General features: G+C 60.5%; 18 protein-coding genes and 2 pseudogenes. 6 read left to right on the top strand and 14 right to left on the bottom strand.

The features are described 5' to 3' along the window. Positions 1-216: 216 nt before the first annotated feature. Positions 217-411 (bottom strand): hypothetical protein, encoded by a 195-nt coding sequence (locus ABIF91_RS27250; protein ID WP_424579488.1) that lies wholly within the window; start codon positions 409-411, stop codon positions 217-219. A 1,118-nt stretch (positions 412-1,529) separates the two neighbouring features. Here ABIF91_RS27250 and ABIF91_RS27245 point away from each other — a divergent pair. Continuing rightward, positions 1,530-2,873 carry an IS1380-like element ISBdi2 family transposase gene (locus ABIF91_RS27245; RefSeq protein ID WP_060907906.1) on the top strand — a complete coding sequence of 448 codons (1,344 nt, stop codon included), beginning with the start codon at positions 1,530-1,532 and terminating at the stop codon, positions 2,871-2,873. A 179-nt stretch (positions 2,874-3,052) separates the two neighbouring features. Here the strand turns inward: ABIF91_RS27245 and ABIF91_RS27240 are convergent, their stop codons facing one another. Beyond that, positions 3,053-3,211 (bottom strand): hypothetical protein, encoded by a 159-nt coding sequence (locus ABIF91_RS27240; protein WP_424579866.1) that lies wholly within the window; start codon positions 3,209-3,211, stop codon positions 3,053-3,055. Positions 3,212-3,230: 19 nt separating this feature from the next. Between ABIF91_RS27240 and tnpA the strand changes: the two genes are divergently transcribed. Genes tnpA through ABIF91_RS27220 form a run of 4 tightly spaced genes read left to right on the top strand, consistent with a single transcriptional unit; the run spans position 3,231 to position 6,254 of the window. Continuing rightward, positions 3,231-3,653, top strand: a complete 423-nt coding sequence (gene tnpA, locus ABIF91_RS27235; protein WP_424578819.1) for an IS66-like element accessory protein TnpA — start codon at positions 3,231-3,233, stop codon at positions 3,651-3,653. Then, complete coding sequence (gene tnpB, locus ABIF91_RS27230) at positions 3,650-4,006, top strand: IS66 family insertion sequence element accessory protein TnpB (RefSeq protein ID WP_018273742.1); 357 nt, start codon at positions 3,650-3,652, stop codon at positions 4,004-4,006. Before tnpA ends, tnpB begins: the two co-directional genes overlap by 4 nt. A gap of 50 nt (positions 4,007-4,056) precedes the next feature. Continuing rightward, on the top strand, positions 4,057-5,607 hold the full coding sequence (gene tnpC / locus ABIF91_RS27225) for an IS66 family transposase (RefSeq protein ID WP_035681142.1): 1,551 nt from the start codon (positions 4,057-4,059) through the stop codon (positions 5,605-5,607). Further along, positions 5,604-6,254 carry a UPF0149 family protein gene (locus tag ABIF91_RS27220; RefSeq protein WP_063712394.1) on the top strand — a complete coding sequence of 217 codons (651 nt, stop codon included), beginning with the start codon at positions 5,604-5,606 and terminating at the stop codon, positions 6,252-6,254. The genes tnpC and ABIF91_RS27220 overlap by 4 nt, the downstream gene beginning before the upstream one ends. Before the next feature lie 48 nt (positions 6,255-6,302). On the opposite strand, the pseudogene ABIF91_RS27215 reads toward ABIF91_RS27220, so the two are convergent. Further along, positions 6,303-6,467 (bottom strand): annotated as a pseudogene (locus tag ABIF91_RS27215) (transposase); the annotation flags it as partial. Positions 6,468-6,555: 88 nt separating this feature from the next. Here ABIF91_RS27215 and ABIF91_RS27210 point away from each other — a divergent pair. Next, positions 6,556-7,685, top strand: a protein-coding gene (locus tag ABIF91_RS27210) for an IS3-like element ISRj2 family transposase (RefSeq protein ID WP_129557670.1) whose coding sequence is annotated in 2 segments (ribosomal slippage) — positions 6,556-6,808 and positions 6,808-7,685 — 1,131 coding nt in all. Because the reading frame shifts where the segments join, the coding sequence is not laid out codon by codon here. 147 nt (positions 7,686-7,832) lie between these two features. Here the strand turns inward: ABIF91_RS27210 and ABIF91_RS27205 are convergent. The 11 genes and pseudogenes from ABIF91_RS27205 to wecB form a co-directional block, all read right to left on the bottom strand. Further along, positions 7,833-8,654: pseudogene (locus ABIF91_RS27205) on the bottom strand (IS630-like element ISRj1 family transposase); the annotation flags it as partial. Between the two features lie 297 nt (positions 8,655-8,951). Continuing rightward, positions 8,952-10,147, bottom strand: a protein-coding gene (locus ABIF91_RS27200) for an IS3 family transposase (RefSeq protein ID WP_424578816.1) whose coding sequence is annotated in 2 segments (ribosomal slippage) — positions 8,952-9,896 and positions 9,899-10,147 — 1,194 coding nt in all. Because the reading frame shifts where the segments join, the coding sequence is not laid out codon by codon here. Between the two features lie 213 nt (positions 10,148-10,360). Then, positions 10,361-11,389 carry a glycosyltransferase gene (locus tag ABIF91_RS27195; RefSeq protein ID WP_050995280.1) on the bottom strand — a complete coding sequence of 343 codons (1,029 nt, stop codon included), beginning with the start codon at positions 11,387-11,389 and terminating at the stop codon, positions 10,361-10,363. A 23-nt stretch (positions 11,390-11,412) separates the two neighbouring features. Then, positions 11,413-12,576 (bottom strand): DegT/DnrJ/EryC1/StrS family aminotransferase, encoded by a 1,164-nt coding sequence (locus ABIF91_RS27190; protein WP_035717881.1) that lies wholly within the window; start codon positions 12,574-12,576, stop codon positions 11,413-11,415. Next, the gene (locus ABIF91_RS27185; RefSeq protein ID WP_424579487.1) at positions 12,573-13,574 is read right to left on the bottom strand and encodes an NAD-dependent epimerase/dehydratase family protein; all 1,002 of its coding nucleotides are present in this window, start codon (positions 13,572-13,574) and stop codon (positions 12,573-12,575) included. The genes ABIF91_RS27190 and ABIF91_RS27185 overlap by 4 nt, the downstream gene beginning before the upstream one ends. Continuing rightward, entirely contained in the window at positions 13,571-14,740 is a 1,170-nt protein-coding gene (locus tag ABIF91_RS27180; protein ID WP_028178858.1) for a DegT/DnrJ/EryC1/StrS family aminotransferase, read from the bottom strand. Before ABIF91_RS27180 ends, ABIF91_RS27185 begins: the two co-directional genes overlap by 4 nt. A gap of 102 nt (positions 14,741-14,842) precedes the next feature. Beyond that, the gene (locus ABIF91_RS27175) at positions 14,843-15,355 is read right to left on the bottom strand and encodes an acyltransferase (protein WP_035675561.1); all 513 of its coding nucleotides are present in this window, start codon (positions 15,353-15,355) and stop codon (positions 14,843-14,845) included. Between the two features lie 27 nt (positions 15,356-15,382). Then, the gene (locus ABIF91_RS27170; RefSeq protein WP_424579486.1) at positions 15,383-16,858 is read right to left on the bottom strand and encodes an oligosaccharide flippase family protein; all 1,476 of its coding nucleotides are present in this window, start codon (positions 16,856-16,858) and stop codon (positions 15,383-15,385) included. A 50-nt stretch (positions 16,859-16,908) separates the two neighbouring features. Continuing rightward, a complete protein-coding gene (locus ABIF91_RS27165; protein ID WP_035675541.1) occupies positions 16,909-17,970 on the bottom strand; it encodes a Gfo/Idh/MocA family protein in 1,062 nt (353 codons plus the stop codon). 35 nt (positions 17,971-18,005) lie between these two features. After that, complete coding sequence (wecC, locus tag ABIF91_RS27160) at positions 18,006-19,268, bottom strand: UDP-N-acetyl-D-mannosamine dehydrogenase (protein ID WP_028178861.1); 1,263 nt, start codon at positions 19,266-19,268, stop codon at positions 18,006-18,008. After that, a complete protein-coding gene (gene wecB, locus ABIF91_RS27155; protein ID WP_028178862.1) occupies positions 19,261-20,385 on the bottom strand; it encodes a non-hydrolyzing UDP-N-acetylglucosamine 2-epimerase in 1,125 nt (374 codons plus the stop codon). Before wecB ends, wecC begins: the two co-directional genes overlap by 8 nt. Between the last annotated feature and the right edge of the window lie 2 nt (positions 20,386-20,387).

Below are 20,387 nucleotides of genomic sequence, written 5' to 3'. Positions count from 1 at the left end.
TCTGTCTCGCCCGACGAAGCGGCAACGGGTGGATGCTATGTCGCGGCCGCCGACAGGGGGAGGCCTCGACTATGAGATTCGATCCAGCCCGACCTGCGGCGCTGCAATTCTCGCTCAGCCGAGCGCAAGCCACCCGATCGGGCTCGTTTCAAAATGACAATCCGGCCCGTCATGCCGCCAGCTGGCCGTCCTCGCCTCCTCCCTGTGGCGCAACGTTCAACAGCAGCTCGCCAAGAAAACCTCTCTCACGGTCAACCGATGAGCATCCAAAAGGTAACGATAAGCTTCGCGATCGGCACTCCGTTCTTTCAGAATGCGCTCCTTCTCGCCGATGTCTGCCAATTCCGCGCGCATCTGAGCCAACAGCGGCGCGTCCGAGGCAAGGCAATTGTTGTGATTTAATTCCCACATCGTTTCCTCCAGCCGAACGAAGCTTGAAAAAGTCAGAGCTTACGTGATCGGCAGGAATTAAAACGCGATTTATATAATTAACCGTCAATCAAAATTTGTTTCATATTTGAACCTGTTGCGGCCGCCTAATACAGCTCGCAACCGCCGCAATTGCCTTCGCAAGTATGGAGAAGCTGAAGCCTACCATATCCCGCTGACATTTTCGATTGCGGCCCACTCCGCGCAGGCCGTCGCGTAAAAATATATCCACGAGAGTCGCAAATCGGACCGACAATGCGCTTTTCTATTTACACATTAAATGTAGGGAGAGAATATTAGCAAGCTGCGCGAATGGGAGCCGAACTAGTGATTGTCAAAAAGGAAAATGGTTGCGCTGCTGTCGGGGCATTTCGCTCGAAGCCTGAAGATGAGCCCTTATATTTGTTTGCGGCTTACCCGCGACTTTACGTTGAGTCCGGAACATCATTCAGAACTGCCGAGCCAAGGCCCGGCGGTATGCCACAATTCACGAAAGTAGGAATTCGGTCGGTTGGAGAAGCGCCGTCACGAGCAAGCTGCGCTTTGCTCGACAGCGACCCCAGGTGCGATGCCCCCCAAGTAAACCCGCATCGACGAGAGCGCACTCCAGCCGACCGGTCCCCCTTATTCGACCACACATCTAGCCCGTCTTATTCGCGAGAGGGCGCCTGAGAGGCTGGCGAGCGTGGTGTAAAGCGCTGATGCGGCGTAGGATTCGGTTGCGAAGCCACCCCATCACCTTCAACCGCGAACGCCACGCCCGCCATGACCGATGATACGATTTCAGACCACTATCGAGAAGCAAGAATTCAACACAAATAAAACCTCTGCCTCGCGCTCGATCTCTTCATGCTTGATAGTCTCGTTTCGGAGGCTGAGCACCTACCGCGTCTAATAGGCCGCTCGCGCCGGTTTCTTTGGACGCGGCACGACCGCGACTCCACGTTTCGGCACAGAAATGATCGGGAGTCACTCAATCTTTCTTCAACTTAACCCGTCTTATTCGTAAGAGTGCGCCTGAGGGGTAAAGCGCTGATGCGGCGTAGGATTCGGTTGCGAAGCCAACCCCATCACCTCCAACCGCGAACGCCACGCCCGCCATGACCGACGATACGATTCCGCCCTTCTCGTTTCCAGCCGTTCACGCCAAGAAAGTCACAGCTGCCTTCGATGGTGGGCGCCTAACCTCGAACGGGGGCGTGATGCTTCTGGCGATGGCCGAGCGGCGTCTCGGTTTGGCCGACAATCTGGCCCGGGTGTTCCCGGATCGGCGCGATCCGACGCGGGTCGTGCACAGCCTGGTCGATATGTTCCGCGCTCGCATGTTCGCGATCTGCTGCGGCTACGAGGACGCCGACGACCTCGATCATCTGAGGTCCGATCCGGCATTCAAGCTGGCCTGCGGTCGCCTACCGGACACGGGCCGGGATTTGTGTTCCCAGCCGACGCTGTCGCGGCTGGAGAATGCTCCGCGCCTGCGCGACGTGATCCGGCTGACCTACACTTTGGTCGACGCATGGATGGATAGCTACCCGCGCGAGCCGGCATCCGTCACGCTCGACATCGATGATACCTGCGACGTCGTCCACGGCCATCAGCAGCTCTCGCTGTTCAACGCTCATTATGACGAACGCTGCTTCCTGCCGATCCACGTCTACGACACGGAGAAGAGCCGGCCCGTGGCCGTCGTGCTGCGGCCCGGCAAGACGCCGGGCGGCGTCGAGGTGCGTGCCCATCTGCGCCGCCTGGTACGGCATATCCGGACGCGATGGCACAACACGCAAATTACGTTCCGTGGCGACGGGCACTATGCCCGGCCGGAGGCAATGGCGTGGTGCGAGACCAACGGCATCGACTACATCTTCGGTCTGTCCGGCACCAAGCCTCTCGCCAGAAAAGTCGACGAGGTCGCCGACGACATCCGCACGCGACGCGCCATCGAGAACCTGCCGGTTCTGCGTGGCTATACCGAGACGCGCCACAAGGCAAAGTCCTGGGATCGCGAACGGCGCACTGTCGCCCGTATTGAGGCGACGATGCTCGGCCTCGACATCCGCTTCGTCGTCACCAGCCTCGATGTCGGCTCGGCCGAGTGGATCTACGACAGCCTGTATTGCGCGCGCGGCCAAGCCGAGAATCTGATCAAGCTGCATAAGACGCAGCTCGCCTCCGATCGCACCAGCTGCCGTTCGGCGCTCGCCAACCAGGTCCGTCTCGTGCTCCATACGGCCGCTTATTGGCTGATGCTGACCGTGCGCGACGCCATTCCCAAAGCCCGGGAATTGGCCGCTGCCGAGTTCGCGACGCTGCGTCTTCGGCTCTTGAAAATCGCCGCCCGTGTCGTCGAGACCACGAGCCGCATTCGCCTTGCGTTTGCCGCGGCATGTCCCGAAGCCGACCTGATCTGCGGCTTGCCCGGCGCGCTGCTGCCGCTCGGTCCTTGACCGGCGGGGCGTCCGCCCCCGTTCGCCCAACCCATCCCTCAAGCGCGTTGCAAAGTACCGGTCGTCAGGCGGCGAAAAGCCGAAGGCAATCCTATGCGCCTCGTCAGACAAGATGTGCGGCCGCATCAATCGGGCCCAAAAGCCGCACTCTCACGAATAGGACGGGCTAGTACCCGGAATCAGAGCTGAGTGATACGGCGGCCTTTGAAACGGCGTTGACGGACCTTTTTCTTGGTCCAGACGAAGGGCTCGGCTCTGTCGTTGTATGGATAGCGGTACGACGACCCCACCTCGTTTAGGTGGACGGGATGAGCGAGACTCGCGCGTGGATTTGACAACGCGAGGGACGCTCGTTCCATGCATCAAGACAGACATCAAGACGGGCATGATGCCGCCTCCTATCAGCGGATCGAGGTGATCACAGGGGAGAGGCGACGGCGCAGTTGGAGCGATGCGGAGAAGGCGCGGATCGTGGCCGAGAGTGCCGATCCGGAGACGAGCATTTCCGAGGTGGCTCGACGCAACGGGGTGAACCGGGGACTGCTCAGTGTGTGGCGGCGCCAGGCGCGGCTCGCGTCGAGCGAAGCGCCGCAGTTCGTGCAAGTCAGGCTCCAGGCCGCCGTCGAGGCGCAGCCGAACGCGATCGATAAGGCGCATGTTCTGACGGATCCGGCCGAGCGGATCGAGGTGATGATCGCGGGCGCGACGGTGCGCGTGCCCGTCGGCGTCGACGCCGCGACGCTGGAGCGCGTGCTGGCGGCGGTGAGATCGACGCGATGATCTCTTTCGGTCCAATGGTCCGTGTGTTCGTCGCGACGCAGCCGATTGACTTTCGTAAAGGCGTTCATGGCCTTGTCGCGCTGGTAGCGGAGGGATTAGGCGGCAAGCCCTACAGCGGTGACGTTTATGTCTTCCGATCGAAGCGATCGGATCGTTTGAAGCTACTGGTTTTTGACGGCTCGGGAATGGTTCTAGCGACGAAGTGGCTGGAGAATGGGGGCTTTGCCTGGCCACCTGTTCGCGAGGGTACGATGCCGGTGACGGGGGCGCAACTGGCGATGCTGATTGAAGGTCTTGCGGAGTGGTCGCGTGTGGTCCCGAAGGTGACGAAGCGGCCGACGAAGGTTGCCTGAAGCGTCTTGTTTTGCTGGCGATTGCGAGTGCGTTCGTGTAGCTCTGCGATATGGCGCTTCGCCCCGAAGATCTCCCCTCTGACCCTGCGGCTCTTGCCGAGATGGTGCTGGCTTTCGAAGGCGAGAACGATGATCTGCGCGCAGAGATCGCCACGTTGAAGAGCCTGATCTTCGGCGCACGATCGGAGCGCGCGGCGATCGTCTGCGCCGAACAGATCGCGTTTGATCTGGAACGGACCGCCGGCTCACAGCTCCCGGCCAATGACGACAAACCGGACGCGCCGCGGCCGGAGCGGCGCAAAGCGAAGCGCAACATCGGCGCGCTGCCGGCGCATCTGCCTCGGGTCGAGCGGGTGATCGAGCCGGCGTCCACGCTGTGCCCGTGCTGCACGGGTCAGATGCATCGGATCGGCGAGGAGAGCAGCGAAGCGCTCGATCGGGTTCCCGCGTGGCTGCGCGTGCTCCGCACGATCCGTCCAAAATACGCCTGCCGCTCCTGTGAGGGCCCGATTGTCCAGGCCCCGGCACCGGCGCGGCTCGTCGAGGGCGGCATGGCAACGACGGCGCTGATCGCGCATATCGCCGCGGCCAAATATGCCTGGCAATCGACGCTCTATCGCCAGACGCAGATCCTGGCGGGTCAGGGTGTCGTCGTCGACCGTCAGACGCTGGCGCGCTGGATGGGGAGCGCGGCGTGGCTGGTCAGGGGCCTCTACGATCTGCAACTGAAGACTATGCACGGCTTCGAGCGGCTGTTCTGCGACGAGACGCCGATGCCAGTGCTCGATCCGGGACGCGGCCGCACGAGGATCTGCCAGTTCTGGGCGCACGCGACGGACGATCGGGCGTGGAAGGGGCCGGCGCCGCCGGCGGTCGCCTACGTGTTCGCAGGTGGTCGCGGCAAAAAGGAGATCGTGGCGCAGTTAGCCGGCTTCGAAGGCGTGCTGCAAGTCGACGGCTATGCCGCCTACGCCTCGCTGGCGGGCGATGCGATGATGTCGGGCCAGATCCAGCTGGCGTATTGTCTCGTTCACGCGCGCCGCAACTTCGTGAGGGTGCACAAGACGACGAACTCACCCTTCGCCGCGGAGGTCATCGAGCGCATTGCGGCCGTCTACGCGATCGAGGAGAGGATCCGCGGTCTCGATGCTGGGGAACGCCGCGCGACGCGACAGGCCGAGACGAAGCCGCTGATGGAGGCGTTGAGGGCCCGTCTGATCGCGGTGAAGGACGGGATCTCCCGCCGCTCGACGCTCATCAAGGCGATCGACTACATGCTCGAACGCTGGCAGGGCCTGACGACGTTCCTGGATGACGGGCGGCTCGAGCCGGACACCAACACGGTCGAACGATCGATCAGGCCAATTGCGATCGGAAAAAAGAACTCGTTGTTCAGTGGTGACGAAGGCGGGGGCGAGACCTGGGCGATACTCGCTTCGCTTCTTAACACAGCGAAATTGAATGGCCTCGACCCCGAGGCGTATCTCGTCGACGTTCTCGATCGCATGGTGAGCGGCGCCACGAAGACCAACCAGCTTCACGAACTTCTGGCCTGGAACTGGAAGGCCGCACGCGAAGCCGAAAAGCGGGCCGTGGCATGACGAAGCCGAAGCAAGGGCGGGGAACGCGAAAAGCACGCAAGACGACGATGGCGGACTATGCCATGTCGTTCGAACGGCTCGGGCAATGGATCAGCAAGCGCGCCAGGTCGCCGACGCTTCGGCATCCGCGGGCGACGTCGCTCTCCATGCTCGATGGCGCGGTGGCCGCGGTCGTCGCCGGGCCGGTCTCGATGGCGTCCGAGGAATGGGTGTGCCCGCTCCTCGGCGTAGATCCCGACGCCTTCAATCACGACACCGAGGAGTTCTCGGCAATCGCCGCCACGCTGATGCGCCACAACGCTATCAGCGAGACGCTGTCGACGAGACCGGAGAGCTTCGAGCCGCTGTTCGTGCGATCACCGGACGGCGAAGTCGACCCGCAGCCCTGGTGCATGGGCTTCTACGCCGTCATGAAGCTTCGGCTTCTCGTCTGGTCGCGGCTTCTCCCCCCGAATGGAACCGAACACCTTATGCTGCGGCCGATCTTGGTCCATTGCATCGACGACGCCGGTCGACCCTTGCTACCCCCGGCCCGGCGCACGCTGGGAACGCAGCCCATCATCCAAAACGCCTGGCGCAACATTCCAGCAACCGTCGAGGCCCTCCGGCAGTTCTGGATGCCTATACGCTTCAAGCGCGGTGCGTAGGCCGTCCGCACCAAGTCCGTGGCTCCGTGGGCCTCTCGTACCGTTTACGTTGTATGCGTTGACGTAGGCATCGATGTGTTCCTGAAGCTGCTTGAGGCTCGTGAAGGAGGTGCCGCTGAGCGACTGCCCCTGCAAGATGGAAAACCATACTTCGACCTGATTGAGCCATGACGCACTTGTCGGCGTGAAATGAAATTGCACGTTGGGGTGGGCAGAGCTGGCCCCGCAAATTCGGACAGTAGCTTGAGTGGATTTTCTGCCTGACAGCGGCGAGGATTCTTGCTGCGAATCAGGAGCGAAGATGACGAAGAAGAGCCGCCGGACGCATTCTCCGGCATTCAAGGCGAAGGTTGCTTTGGCTGCGGTCAAAGGCGACAAGACACTGGCGGAGCTGGCGCAACTGTTTGATGTTCATCCGAACCAGATCACGATCTGGAAAAACCAGCTCCTGGAAGGCGCCGCCGGCGTGTTTGGGCATGACAAGACATCGGCCGAGACGCCGGTCGATTTGAAGGCGTTACATGCCAAGATCGGCGAGCTGGCGTTGGAAAACGATTTTTTGTCCGGCGCGCTCACCAAGGCGGGCCTGCTGAGCGCAAAGCGATGATCGACCGCGATCATGATCTTTCTATCGTGCGCCAGGCGAAGGTCCTGAAGCTGGCTCGCAGCACGGTCTACTATGAACCTCGGCCAGTTTCGGCCGAGGACCTTGCCTTGATGCGTCGGCTCGATGAGCTGCATCTCGATTATCCCTTCGCGGGAGCGCGTATGCTGCGATCGTTGCTGCGGCGGGAGGGCGTATACGCCGGTCGCCGCCACATCGCGACGCTGATGAAGCGCATGGGGATCGAGGCGGTCTATCGTCGCCCGAACACGAGCAAGCCGGCTCCGGGTCACAAGATCTACCCGTACCTGTTGCGCGGATTGAAGATCGAGCGGCCCGACCATGCGTGGGCAATGGACATCACCTACATTCCGATGCGGCGTGGCTTCGTCTATCTCGCGGCGGTCGTCGATGTGTTCAGCCGACGGGTCCTGGCCCATCGCGTCTCGATCACAATGGAGGCGGCCTTCTGCGTCGAAGCGGTCCAGGAGGCGTTGGCGAAGCACGGCAGGCCCGAGATTTTCAACACGGATCAGGGCAGCCAGTTCACCAGCCTCGAGTTCACCGATGTGCTGCTGGACGCGAAGATCGCCATCAGCATGGACGGCAAGGGCGCCTGGCGCGACAACGTGTTTGTCGAGCGGCTCTGGCGCACGGTCAAATACGAAGAAGTATATCTCCGCGCCTACGACAGCGTGTCCGAGGCGCGAGCGTCAATTGCCAAGTATCTGGCCTTCTACAATCAGGGACGCCCTCACTCGAGCCTTGACGGGCGCACGCCCGACGAGGCTTACTTCGGCACGCAAGCTATGGTGATGGCCGCATGACCGTCGCCGACGGTTTTGTCGTCGCTCTGGTCGGGCTACGCCCTCCCGACGCAACGACAAAACCGTAAAGCCCCGCGTTCAGCATAACCCGGCAGGAATCCACTTAAATCCAGCGGGGCGCTGTCCAAACAACCGGGGCCAGCTCTGGGCCTTGAGCCAGTCCTCGTTCTTTTTATGGGTGTTGAGGTTGTCGAGGATGACGTGAAGCTTGCGGTTCGGAAAAGTCGCGGTGACGCTGTTCATGAAATCGAGAAACTCGACGCGGCGCCGGCGTTTTGAATGGGTCGCGATGATCTTTCCGGTGGCGACTTCGAGCGCCGCAAACAATGTTGTGGTGCCATGCCGCTTGTAATCGTGGCTTTGGCCGGTCAAGGCGCGGCCATTGGGCAACTTCAGATAACCCTGCGCTCGCTCCAAAGCCTGGATCGAGGGCTTCTCGTCCACGCACAGCACAATGGCCTTCGCCGGCGGCGCGACATAGAGGCCGACAACATCGGCGGCTTTGGCCGTAAAGTTCGGGTCGTTGCTCTCGCACCAGGACTTGCGAGCCACCAGGTCAATCTTGTGGCTGCGCAGGAACCGCCAGACATATTGGACATCGACATCGCCCAGCGCCTCGGCCAGCAGGGGGCCGGTCCAGCGCGCAAACCCTTGCGGTGGCGGCTTATCCAGCAGCTTCAGAATCCGCTTGTCGGTCGTCTTCGTATAGATCGGCTGCTTGCCAGGCCGCGGCTTGTCTTGCAGCCCTTCAAGGCCATGGTCGGCATAGCGATGCCGCCAAAGGCTGACAATCCGCGGCTGGACCCCAACTTCCTTGGCGATCGACCGGGTGCTGCGCCCATCCGCCGCCAACAGAACTATCCGCGCCCGCTTCAAATCGCGCTGCAACGTCACCGGTGAGCGACAGCACGCCTCAAGCACCTTGCGATCTTTCCTCGAAAGGTGGACTTCTCTTGCTTCGGGTATCATCCCGACCTTGAATCACGACTCACGTTCCAAGAAAAGTGGGTACTAGGGAGGCTGGCGTGGGTATGATTATGGTCAAGTGTCCGCAAACCGGTCGCACAATTCCTACCGGCATCAAATCCGATCGTGAGACTTTCCTGCGAAGCATCGAGTTTTTCGGCAATACTTTTCGGCAATACTCTACTCTTTGTCCGGTCTGTCAGGCCAATCACAACTGGTTTGCCCGCGAGGCCTGGGTTGAAGAGTCGGTCATCAGAACGATAGAGGTCGCTCGTACGGCGCTGGTCTGAGCCCCTCGCTTCATCCAGCAATGGAAAGAGTCCCGGTTGAATATGAGCCCAAGGGGCTCGGTGAAGCAACGGGGCGGGGCGCGGAGCCCTCGGCATAGCGCAGCGTCCCGTCCCGTTGCGGCCCAAGAGCGTTGCGTTTGGCGTATTCGGTCGGCGTGAGGTTGCCCAGGGCGCTGTGCGGCCGGGCGTTGTTGTAGTCGTCTTTCCAGGCCGCCAGCACGGCTCGCGCCTGTGCGAGCGAAGTGAACAGCGTCTCATTGAGAAGTTCATCGCGCAGGCGGGCGTTAAAGCTCTCGATGAAGGCATTCTGGGTCGGTTTGCCGGGCGCGATGTAGTGCCACTCGATCTGCCTCTCTTGGCTGAAGCGCAGCACGGCCATTCCGGTCAGCTCAGTGCCGTTGTCGGACAGGCACATCGCCGGCCGGCCGCGCCAGGCAATGATGACATCGAGCTCGCGTGTGACCCGCAGGCCCGACAGCGAAGTATCGGCGACGAGCGCCAGGCATTCGCGAGTGAAGTCGTCGACCACAGCCAGAATCCGGAACCGTCGGCCATCGGCGAACGCATCCGACAGAAAGTCGAGACTCCAGCGCTGGTTGGCGCCTTGCGGGATCGCCATTGGCGCCCTGCTGCCGAGCGCCCGTTTACGGCCGCCACGCCGGCGGACTTGCAGCCGTTCCTCGCGATACAGACGTCGAAACTTCTTGTGGTTCATGACCAGCCCCTCGCGGCGCATCAGCACCAGCAGACGACGGTAGCCGAACCGGCGGCGGATCGCCGCCAGCTCGCGCAGGCGGGCGCGTACGGCCGCATCATCGGCTCGCCCGTTGCGATAGCGCACCGATGCGCGATCTGCCCCCAAGGCTTTGCACGCCCGCCGTTCGCTCACTTCGAAGTTGGTCCGCAGATGAGCGACGGCCTCTCGCCTCGCGGCGGGCGTCACCATTTTTTTGACGCAACGTCCTTGAGCATGGCGTTGTCGAGCATTGCCTCGGCCAGGAGCTTCTTCAGCTTGGCGTTCTCGTCCTCCAATGCCTTCAGCCGCTTGGCATCGGATACCTCCAGGCCACCGTACTTGGCCTTCCATTTGTAGAATGTTGCGCTCGAGATCCCGTGTTTGCGGCAGACATCAGCCGTCGCCACACCCGCCTCCTGCTCCCGCAAAATCCCGATGATCTGCTCTTCCGTGAACCGACTTGGCTTCATGGTCCATCTCCTCAGAGGTGACGGACTCTACCCATTCTTGGAGGAGTTTGCGGGGCTCAGACCACCAGCCTACGCCAATCGCAGGATGATCTGCTGATCCCCACGGAGATTGCTGTTCAGGTTGTGCTCGGCGCATGTCGAAGTTCTAACGCGGGGTCGAGCCGCAGGAACAGCATCGCAAGCGGCTTAACCGGTCGCCAGATCTGCGCGACCTCAGCCGCCGTGTCGCTCGGGCGGAAGCGAGATTTTCGATGTTGCAGCCGACCGCCCTGGCACGACCGGCAATCTTCTGATGACGGACATAGCCCATCGACGGCCGTCCGCGCCCGGGATCTTCAGCACGCGCCAGAGCGGAGGAAGGTAACGCAGCCGGCGGTCCATTGCCATAGCCTGGCGCATGAGGCGGAGGCCGTCGTTCACACGGCCCCGGCGCAGCAGGCCGGTCCCGTGGCGGAATACTCGCTCGGCCAACGCGCGACTGGATATCTTCCTCAGGCCATGCGAGGTACCAAGACGATCCTCATATTCATTGAAGAAGCTTTGGAACGCGAGTTGACACTGGCGGTAGTCAGATGTCATCTCAGCAAAATACGCGTTGGACATCGCGGTAGAGTGCTTTCGATAGATTGCCTGCACCGCATTGATGCGGGCGACCGAGCCACTCGCCGCGAAGCGTAGCCACATTTCCAGATCGCCGGCGTGCGGCAGCGACGGCCGATAGCCTCCGATGGCCTTTTGAACACGCGTTCGAACAATTGCCGTGGGCGTTGGAACGGTATTCATCGAAGTGGCGCACATTTCACCCAGGAGATCATGGCGCGTCCAAGTGTACTTCTGACTTGGTTCGATGACCGGAAACGGAAGATCATCATGCCATGCTATACAATCCCCATATGTTAGGACGATGTCCGGATTCGCGTCCATGATTTCGACGGCCCGCTCAAGGGCGCCGCCAACCAGCAGGTCATCCGCGGACAGCAGCAAGCAATAGTCGGCCGCGGTCCATTCAATGCCCTCATTGTACGTCCGGATGTGACCTCTGTTCTCCGGGTGCGCGATGACGCTGACGCGGGAATCGGCCTGCGCCAACTCCTTGGCTACCGACAAGGAATCATCAGACGACGCATCGTCGATGATGAGCACTCTCAAGTCGCGAACCGACTGCTCAAGAACACTGTCTACACATGCTCGCAGAAAGCGCCCATAGTTGTAGCAGGGAACAAAGATATCGATCTTGGCCATCTGGTCTGATTCAATTCATCAAATCAAACCGCGATCACCGACTGCACTCGAGGACGAAGCTCTTCCATTAAAGCATCCGCCACCCGCGCTTGATCGTCCTCGCTCATCTGCGCGTAAATCGGCAGCAGGATCGAACGATCCTGTGAGAGTTCTGAGTGGCGAAGGTCATGGAGCCGCGCCGCCATCGCGTAAGGCGGTTCGCGATGCGAGCACATGATGCCGCGCCGCGTCGCGATCCCCTGGTCAAGCAAATTTTGCATGACCGAGCGCTGATCGAGACCATTGGGGAGGCGAACGCAATAGCTTTGCCAGTTCGACCTGGCCCATTTGGGCTCTGCTGGCAGCCTCAAACCTTCAAGGTTGCCAAGCAGTTCGGCATATCTGGCCGCGACCGCGCGGCGGCGTGCCACCAACTCCGGGAGGCGCTCGAGCTGCTTGCGCCCGATCGCGGCCTGCATGTCGGTCATCCTGTAATTGTATCCGGAAACCAGGTACTCTTCGAAGATCACCTGCGAAGAGCCATGCCTCACCGTATCGGGAACGCTCATCCCGTGCTGGCGCAGGAGCCTGAATTTGCGGTCGAGTTCGGCATCTGCAGTGGTTAGCATCCCTCCCTCGCCTGTCGTGATCACCTTGCGGGGATGAAAGGAAAAGCAGGCGATCCGTCCGTGCGGCTTGCCGATCCGCTCCCAATTCCCCTTGATCTGGATCTCGCTGCCGGCGGCACAGGCAGCGTCCTCGATCAGAGTGATGCCATGACGATCCGCCACGGCCGTCAGGGCTGCCAAATCGCACGGCATGCCCATTTGGTGAACTGCGATAATCGCGCGTGTGCGCGGAGTGATCGCATCCGCCAGCCGGCGGGGGTCTATGTTGTAGGTCTCCGGATCGACATCTACAAAGATGGGCACGGCGCCCTGATTTCGGATCGAATTGGCCGTTGCGATGAAAGAATGGCTTGCTGTGATGACTTCGTCGCCGGGTCCGACGTCCAGCGCCGCCAACGCAAGTTGCAGGGCCGTCGTACAGTTGGACACGGCACACGCAAAAGGTGCGCCGACGAAAGCCGCAAATTCACGCTCGAAGGCCGCCACTTGCGGACCTTGCGACACCCATCCGGAGAGGACGGCTGCTCGCGCCGCATCGGCCTCTTCCTCGGCAAGGAGTGGCATTGCGATCGGAATCATGATGCCGCTGCCTGTCCCTGATCGACCGCACTGAACTCGCGTTCGGCCAGCCACCATTTCACGAGATCTGAAAGCCCCTGCTCCAGCGTGATGGTGGTGCGGAAACCCAGCAGACGCTCCGCTTTTCCAACCGACGCCAATCGGCGCGGCACCGGATTGACCGAGCGTTCCGGCGCGAACTCGGGCATCATTCTGGGCTGGCCCATGACGGAAGCGAGGGCTTGGGCAAGCTGCACCAGGCTGGTTTCGGTCCCACTGCCTACGTTGAACACCTCGTCGGTCACCTTGGCCCGGGCTGCCAGTATGTTTGCACGAGCCACATCGCGCACATGCACGAAATCCATGGTCTGTTGGCCATCGCCGAAGATGACCGGTGGCAGACCGGCTCCGAGCCGCTCCATCCAGCGGATCAGCACCTCGGTGTAGCGCCCGTGAATGTCCATGCGGCTGCCGTAGACGTTGAAGTAACGGAACGCCACGTAATCGAGGCCGTGCATGTCGTTGAAAATTCGAAACAGGCCTTCGTTGAACGCCTTTGCGGCGCCATAGAGAGTTCGGTTGTCGTAGGGATTTTGTCGCTCGGTCGTGGGGAACTCCTCCGCCATGCCGTACACGGATGCGGAGGACGCCGCGACCACCTTCTCGACGTCATGCTTGACGCAGAGCTCGAGCAGATCGAACGTGGCATCCACCATCACTTCCTTGGCCAGGCGGGGCTCAACGGCGCAGTGCGTGATCCGCAGCGCTGCTTGGTGAAATACGATATCAGCCGCCTTAACCAGCGCTCCCATCAGCTTGTTGTCGCGTATGTCGCCGTGGACGAGCCGTACCGGCCCGCGCCCCAGCGCTCGCCGGAGATTTGCTGGCCGGCCTCGCACCATGTTGTCGAGGGCGACGATTTCGATGCAGCCTTCGTCGCACAGAAGGTCGACGATATGGGAGCCGATAAACCCCGCTCCCCCCGTAACCAAAATGCGTTTGCCCTTGAGATCGTTCAAGACGCCCTCCTGTTGCTGGGCTCTGCCGGAATTTGATCCCGCTCGTCGTCAACATCCGAAGCGAATTCCAGCGGCGCCACTCTCTTCAGAGTGGAGACGACTTCGGCAACCTGCTCCGGCAATAGCTCCGGATAGATGGGAAGCGAGAGAAACTCGTTCGCCAGCATCTCCGTCACGGGGAGATCGCCAGGCTGATAGCCGAGCTCCGCATATGCCTTTTGCAGATGAACCGGAACCGGATAATGGATCCCGACGTCGATGCCGGCATTGCGCAATGATCTGATCGCATCGTCGCGCTGTGACAACCTGACGGCATATACGTGATAGACGTGGCGACTGTACCAGGGCGGCTGAGGGCAGGCCAACTGAATATCTGACAGGAGTTTATCGTATCGCTCGGCGAGAGAACGGCGCGCGTCCGTCCAGGACCCGATATGATTCATCTTGACGTTCAGCACCGCGCCCTGGATGCCGTCCATGCGGTAATTGTATCCGGCAACAACGTGCTTGTACTTGGCCTCCTGACCCCAGTCCCGCAGCAATGACACACGACGCACAAGGTCGGGCTGATCGGTAACGACCGCCCCACCCTCGCCGAATGCGCCGAGATTCTTGCCAGGATAGAAGCTGAAGCACCCCAGATCGCCGATCGAGCCGGCGCGGCGGCCCTTGTACTCCGCACCATGCGCCTGCGCCGCATCCTCGATGACGACCAAACCATGACGGCGGGCAATGGACATGATCGGGTCCATGTCGGCCATCAATCCATGCAGATGAACCGGCATGATCGCCTTGGTCCGTGGCGTTATCGCCGCCTCGATCAAAGCGGGATCCATCGTCCACGTGTCTGGATCGACATCGACGAATACCGGTTTGGCGCCGCTGTAAAGAATGGCCGCCGTTGTCGCAACGAACGTCATCGAGACGGTAATGACCTCATCGCCCGCACCGATTCCGGCGGCGAGCAGAGCAAGGTGAAGTGCCGACGTACCGGTGTTCACTGCACGGCAGTTAGAGGTCCGGCAATATTCGGCGAAGCGTTCCTCGAACGCCGCCACCTCGGGACCGAGCACGAAGTTAGCGCTTCCAATGACTCGCGCCACCGCTGCATCGATCTCAGGCTTGATCCGGGTGTATTGGGCTTTCAGATCCAGGAAAGGTATCAAGGTCAAAACTCTCTCAACGTGCGCTTCCGAAGTTTAAATTATTTTAAATGCGGTTATGAATTTAAATCAATACTAAATATTCGGGCATCAGCTTTTAATGGTTTACGAGGAATGCCCAACGACGCGCTCGCGCCGCAAAACCGGTGCTTCTTCAGCGACTAAAGGCCGCGCAGGCACTCCTGCCACGATCGCGCCCGGCGGAACGTCCTTGGTCACCACTGCCCCGGCACCGACGGACGCACCGGCGCCTATCGTGACACCGCACAGAATTGTTGCATTCGAGCCGATGGATGCTCCTCTGCAGACACGAGTGCGCTGCAACGTCCAATCGGAGGCTCCTTGAGGCCGGCCATCCGCCGTGGTTGCCCTTGGATGCTTGTCGTTCGTAAACATCACCCCATGGCCGACAAACACCTCGTCCTCGATCGCAACGCCCTCGCAGATGAAGCTATGGGACGAAATTTTGCAGCGTGCGCCGATCGTGGCACCCGCCTGGATTTCGACGAACGTACCGATTCTGGTCTCGTCGCCGACCGTGCAGCCATACAGGTTGACTAGTTCCGGGTGAAAGATCCTGACATCGCGGCCAAGCTGTACATCACTTGCAATCGGCATCTTCGTCTCCAAAATAGCCGCAAGGCTTTACAGGGCCGAACGCGACAGTCGCAATCTCGGCCTAATGCGGCCAAGACTCGCCACCGCCTGATGAAGCTGATGCAGCAAGGGGTGGCCAGTTAGTAGCAGCCCCAACCACCAGCAAAACGCCGCAGCACACGTTGCCAACGCGAGCCCAGCCATGGGCGTCAGCAACCCAGCTGCCATCAACGCCGTACAGCCGGCGAGGCCGAATGCAGTTGCCGCCGTCACGAGTACGCTCCTCATTAGCGCCCGCACTAAATCCATTAGCCCGAAGCGTAGATGCCGACTGATAAAGTAAATCGCGACCGCCGCCTGAAAAGGCAGCGTCAAAAGTGCAACTCCGGCGACCGCCTGCACACCGAAGAAGGATGCACCCAGAATGACAAGAAGCGACGGCGGTAGCGAGATGAAAGAGGAGATCAACGCATCCCGGACGCTTCCAACGGCTACGAGGACCGGATAACTCAGGCACGCCGCAAAAAGCGCCATGTTTGCAATGCACAGCAGGCGCACGAGCGGCACGATGTCCAACCAGGTCGGACCGAGCCAGATCGAGATGATCGGCCGGGCCATGAAGGCAACGAATACCAGGAAAGGCCATTGCGCGACGGAAAGCAGTTGGATGGCCTCGAGGTAAACGGCACTCAAGTCCTCGCCGGCTTGGCGCCTTGCCACAATCGCCGGCATTATGACGGGGTTCAGGACCTGCGTGACAAGCCTGTCAAAAACCTGTGTCAAACTGATCGCACGGCTGTACAGACCGACGGAAGCAAAGTCGAGGATTCTGGCCAAAAATAGTTGGGGCGCCAAATTGTAGAAGACATTGATGACGCTGACCCCGCTGGAATAGAGCCCGAAGCTGACGACGTCGCGGTAGGCGACAAGCGAAGGGCGCAGCGCGCTTAGGTCGCGATGGCCTGCCAGTAACGCCAGTGCCAGGATCACGCTTCCTGCCAAACCACCCCAAACCGGCGCCATATAACTCAATCCGGCTATCGCAAGTCCAATCGAGACGAGACCGGTCGCCACGCCAGATACCAAATTGCATGTCGCCACCGTTCCGAATCTCATGTCCCTTCGCAGTAAGGCAGAAATCGTTCCGGAAATCGGCAACAGCAGAAAATTCAGGGCTGAGACCTCGATGGCTTCCTTGAGGCTGTCCTGCGCGAACAACAGCGCTAGACTGTCAGCGAAGATGAACAGAAGAAGGACAATTGCGCCCGAAATGATGAACGTGATGGTGAAGGCCGAGCGGATGTCCTCAGCCGACAAGTCGCGCTTCTGGATCAGATAATTCCCGCCGCCGAACTCCTGGAACGAGGCCGCAATGACCAACGCAATGGCGTTGACGACCGCATAGACCCCGAATTCCGACGGCGACAACAAGCGGGAAAGGACCGCAGTGGCCACAACGAACAAGACAAGGTTGCCATAGCGATCGGCCGCCGAAAGCAGAATGGAACGTTGGACCGAATTCATCGCGAAACCGTTGCTTGTCGGCTCATGGCAATGCCCGCTGGCATCAGGATCTAGGCCGTCGCGCGGGCGCGCTCCCGAACCAGCTGCGGCTGCTTGAGGAGGACTGGCTTGCCGTGCTCCGATATCGAGCGTGACGCCGCTTCCAGCACCTCAATTACCCGCAATGCGGAGGTGCCGTCCGAGATCGGCCGGGTACCGGTGCGCACGCAGTCCAGAAAGTGTCCGACTTCCGTCTGCAGCGCCTCCTGAGGCGAGATATGCGGAGCCCACATATCGCCGGCACGATATCCAATTCGAAACTGGTGTGCGTCCTCGATGCTCGCATCGAGCGTAATTCCCTTGTCGTAGACCTTGATCTTTTCGGTCGGCTCGAGGTCGTCGTAGACGATCATCTTCTTGCTGCCGCCGATGAAGGTCTGGCGCACCTTGACGGGCGAGAGCCAATTGACGCTCACGTGAGCCACACATGCGTTGGCAAAGAACAACGTGATATGCGCCATGTTCTCCGGCGAGCCCGCAACATGGCACGACCCAGTCGCCGAAACGGCCACCGGCTCCTCATCCAGGATATGGTGGATGATCGAGATGTCATGCACCGCCAAGTCCCAGATCACGTTCACGTCTTTCTGAAATAAGCCCAGGCTCGACCGCGTGCTGTCATAATAGTAGATATCCCCGAGCTCTCTCTTCAGGAGCAACTCACGAATCTTCTGAACCGCTGGGGTGTAGAGAAAGGTGTGATCGACCATCAGCGTCAATCCGCGCCGGTCGGCCTCATCGATCAAATGCATGGCCTGCTCTGCGCTCGATGCGAGGGGCTTCTCGACCAGCACGTGCTTGCCGGCCCTCAGAGCCGCAAGCGCAAGCTCGTAATGCGTGCGCACCGGCGTCGCGATTGCGATTGCATCGATGGAGCTATCCTTCAGCAGATCGTCATAACGTGTTGTCGTCTCTACCGCAGGGTAAAGCTGTCTAATCGCACCGAGTCTGCCTGGATCCAGGTCGCTTACGCCGACGACGCGCGCGGCGGGATTGACCGAGAAATTTCGGACGAGATTGGGGCCCCAGTAGCCATATCCCACGACCCCGATTCCCAGCTGACTGTCTCGCATGCTAACCTCGAACCATTTGGGTGTTGCTGTGTGCCTTACGTCCGCGCCGGCATATCCTGCCATATGCCTCGCGTATCGATGACGTCCAGATGTCGTCGCTCTGACAACGGCACCATTCTGAATTCATCATGATCGACAAGGAGAACCGCAATCTCACAACTGCGCAGGGCTTCCTCGATGTTCATGAATGCGACGCGATAGTCGGCCAATTGAGGCGGCAAGCGACGCAAGTTCGGCTCGACGACCTTGATCCGCTCGCCGTATTTCGCCGCGAGATGCGTTGCGATCTCCATCGCCGGGCTTTCACGCAAGTCGTCGACATTGGCCTTGAACGTCAGTCCGCAGCAGGCGACGTTGGCATAGGGATGATCGTCGATCAGCGCCTCTGCGCGCTCGATGATCTTGTGCGTCTTGGCGTTGTTCACTTCCCGGCTTATTCGCATCACACGCGCAAGGTCCGGGGCGGAGTCGATGATGAACCAGGGGTCGACCGCAATGCAGTGCCCGCCCACGCCCGGTCCGGGGCGTAATACGTTCACGCGCGGGTGACGGTTGGCGATGTCGATCACCTCCCAGACATTGATGTCGAACCTGTCGCAGATCAACGAGAGCTCGTTCGCAAATGCGATGTTGGTGTCGCGATAGGCGTTCTCGGTGAGTTTGACCAGTTCCGCCGCACGCGCCGTAGTGCCGACGCAAGCACCGCGAACGAACATCTTGTAGAAGCGCTGAGCGAGCCGGGTGCAGGTCGGTGTGATACCGCCGATGCACCTGTCGTTGTTGATGAGCTCGGTCAATATCCGTCCCGGCAACACGCGCTCCGGACAGTACGCAACGTAGATCGCTCCGTCTTCCTTGCCGTTCCCGCCGATGTGCAGATCCGGCCGGCGTTCGACGATTCGCTTTGCGATAGCCTCGGTCGTTCCAATCGGCGATGTCGATTCGAGAATGACGAGATTGCCAGGCGCGAGGAGGTCGACGATGCTGTCGACTGCGGCGTTCACACTCGACAGGTCAGGACGGCACTCGCGATCGATCGGCGTCGGTACTGCGATGATGAAAACGTCGGCCGGCTGCGCCGTTCTGGACGTCGTCAGAGCGCCACTCGACACGACCTTGGAGACGAGACCGTCGAGATCGGGCTCTGCAATGTGAATCTTGCCAGATGCAACCGTCTCAACAATCCGCTCATTGGTGTCGATGCCGACCACCTGCAGCCCTCGGCTCGCAATCAGTGCGGCAGTGGGCAGCCCAATATAGCCAAGTCCAACGACATTGATCTTTCGGAATTCAGGCATCGAGAAGAACCTTTACGATCCGCTCGCTCGCGTGACCATCACCGAATGGATTGTGCGAACGCGCCATGGCAGCATAAGTGTCGTCATCGTCGAGCAGGCGAAACGTCTCCTCAACGATCCTGTCGTAGTTCGCACCGACCAGCCGTGCCGTTCCCGCCTCCACCCCTTCGGGGCGCTCGGTGGTATCGCGCATCACCAGGACTGGTTTACCGAAAGTCGGAGCCTCCTCCTGAACGCCGCCGGAGTCCGTCAGGACCAAATGCGAGAGCGACAGCAGGCTCACGAAGTCGGTGTACTCCTGAGGAGAAATAAGAACGACGCGCGGGTGATCCGACAGCCGGGACGCAAACATGTCGCGGACGTTCGGATTCGGATGCACGGGAAGCACCACGGCGACATCCTCTCTCCGCAGGATCGTCTCCAGCGCGTTCACGATGTTGACGACGCCGCCTCCGAAATTTTCCCGGCGGTGGCAGGTCACCAGGATGATGCGTCGATTACCATGGCGCTGCTTGAGGCCATCCCAGCGGCTCGACAGACCCGGATCGGATTCGACCATGGCTTTCGCGAGAATGAGAGCATCCACCACCGTGTTGCCGGTGACGTGGATGCGGTCATCCGAAACATTTTCAGAACGTAACGCGCGCGCGGCACGCTCTGTGGGAGCAAAATGTTGGTCAGCGATCGAACCAACGATCTTGCGGTTCACCTCTTCGGGCCACGGCGCGAAAATGTCGCCGCTGCGCAGTCCCGCCTCGACGTGCGAGACCGGTATACGGTGATAGTAGGATGCCAGTGCGCCCGCCATGGCTGTCGCCGTGTCGCCTTGGACGATGACCCTGGTGGGCTTGACCTTTTCCAGAAGCTCGCCGATCTGCCCGAGCAGCCGAGCCGTCAGATGATCCAGCGTCTGATTGGCTGTCATGACGTTCAGGTCGAAGTCAGGGACCACCTTGGCCAGCTTCAGCACCTGATCAAGTAACTGTCGATGCTGCGCCGTCGCGCAGATCGTCAGGGAGATGTCCTTGCTCTTCTCCGCCTTGAGCCGGTTGATGATCGGAAAGAGCTTGATTGCCTCAGGCCGTGTTCCCAGAAGGATGAAAAAATGCTTGCGCACGC

This window comes from Bradyrhizobium sp. USDA 241 (assembly GCF_049739505.1).
GTDB lineage: Bacteria > Pseudomonadota > Alphaproteobacteria > Rhizobiales > Xanthobacteraceae > Bradyrhizobium > Bradyrhizobium liaoningense.
The sequence above is the reverse complement of the archived record's forward strand: the minus strand, read 5'-3'. Positions and strand labels throughout refer to the sequence as shown.

What these genes read in the sequence shown, in the direction of transcription:
- ABIF91_RS27250 (WP_424579488.1), bottom strand. Translation starts at nt 411, where the DNA reads ATGTGGGAATTAAATCACAACAATTGCCTTGCCTCGGACGCGCCGCTG.
- ABIF91_RS27245 (WP_060907906.1), top strand. Translation starts at nt 1,530, where the DNA reads ATGACCGACGATACGATTCCGCCCTTCTCGTTTCCAGCCGTTCACGCC.
- tnpA (WP_424578819.1), top strand. Translation starts at nt 3,231, where the DNA reads ATGCATCAAGACAGACATCAAGACGGGCATGATGCCGCCTCCTATCAG.
- tnpB (WP_018273742.1), top strand. Translation starts at nt 3,650, where the DNA reads ATGATCTCTTTCGGTCCAATGGTCCGTGTGTTCGTCGCGACGCAGCCG.
- tnpC (WP_035681142.1), top strand. Translation starts at nt 4,057, where the DNA reads ATGGCGCTTCGCCCCGAAGATCTCCCCTCTGACCCTGCGGCTCTTGCC.
- ABIF91_RS27220 (WP_063712394.1), top strand. Translation starts at nt 5,604, where the DNA reads ATGACGAAGCCGAAGCAAGGGCGGGGAACGCGAAAAGCACGCAAGACG.
- ABIF91_RS27195 (WP_050995280.1), bottom strand. Translation starts at nt 11,389, where the DNA reads ATGGCCAAGATCGATATCTTTGTTCCCTGCTACAACTATGGGCGCTTT.
- ABIF91_RS27190 (WP_035717881.1), bottom strand. Translation starts at nt 12,576, where the DNA reads ATGATTCCGATCGCAATGCCACTCCTTGCCGAGGAAGAGGCCGATGCG.
- ABIF91_RS27175 (WP_035675561.1), bottom strand. Translation starts at nt 15,355, where the DNA reads ATGCCGATTGCAAGTGATGTACAGCTTGGCCGCGATGTCAGGATCTTT.
- ABIF91_RS27170 (WP_424579486.1), bottom strand. Translation starts at nt 16,858, where the DNA reads ATGAATTCGGTCCAACGTTCCATTCTGCTTTCGGCGGCCGATCGCTAT.
- ABIF91_RS27165 (WP_035675541.1), bottom strand. Translation starts at nt 17,970, where the DNA reads ATGCGAGACAGTCAGCTGGGAATCGGGGTCGTGGGATATGGCTACTGG.
- wecC (WP_028178861.1), bottom strand. Translation starts at nt 19,268, where the DNA reads ATGCCTGAATTCCGAAAGATCAATGTCGTTGGACTTGGCTATATTGGG.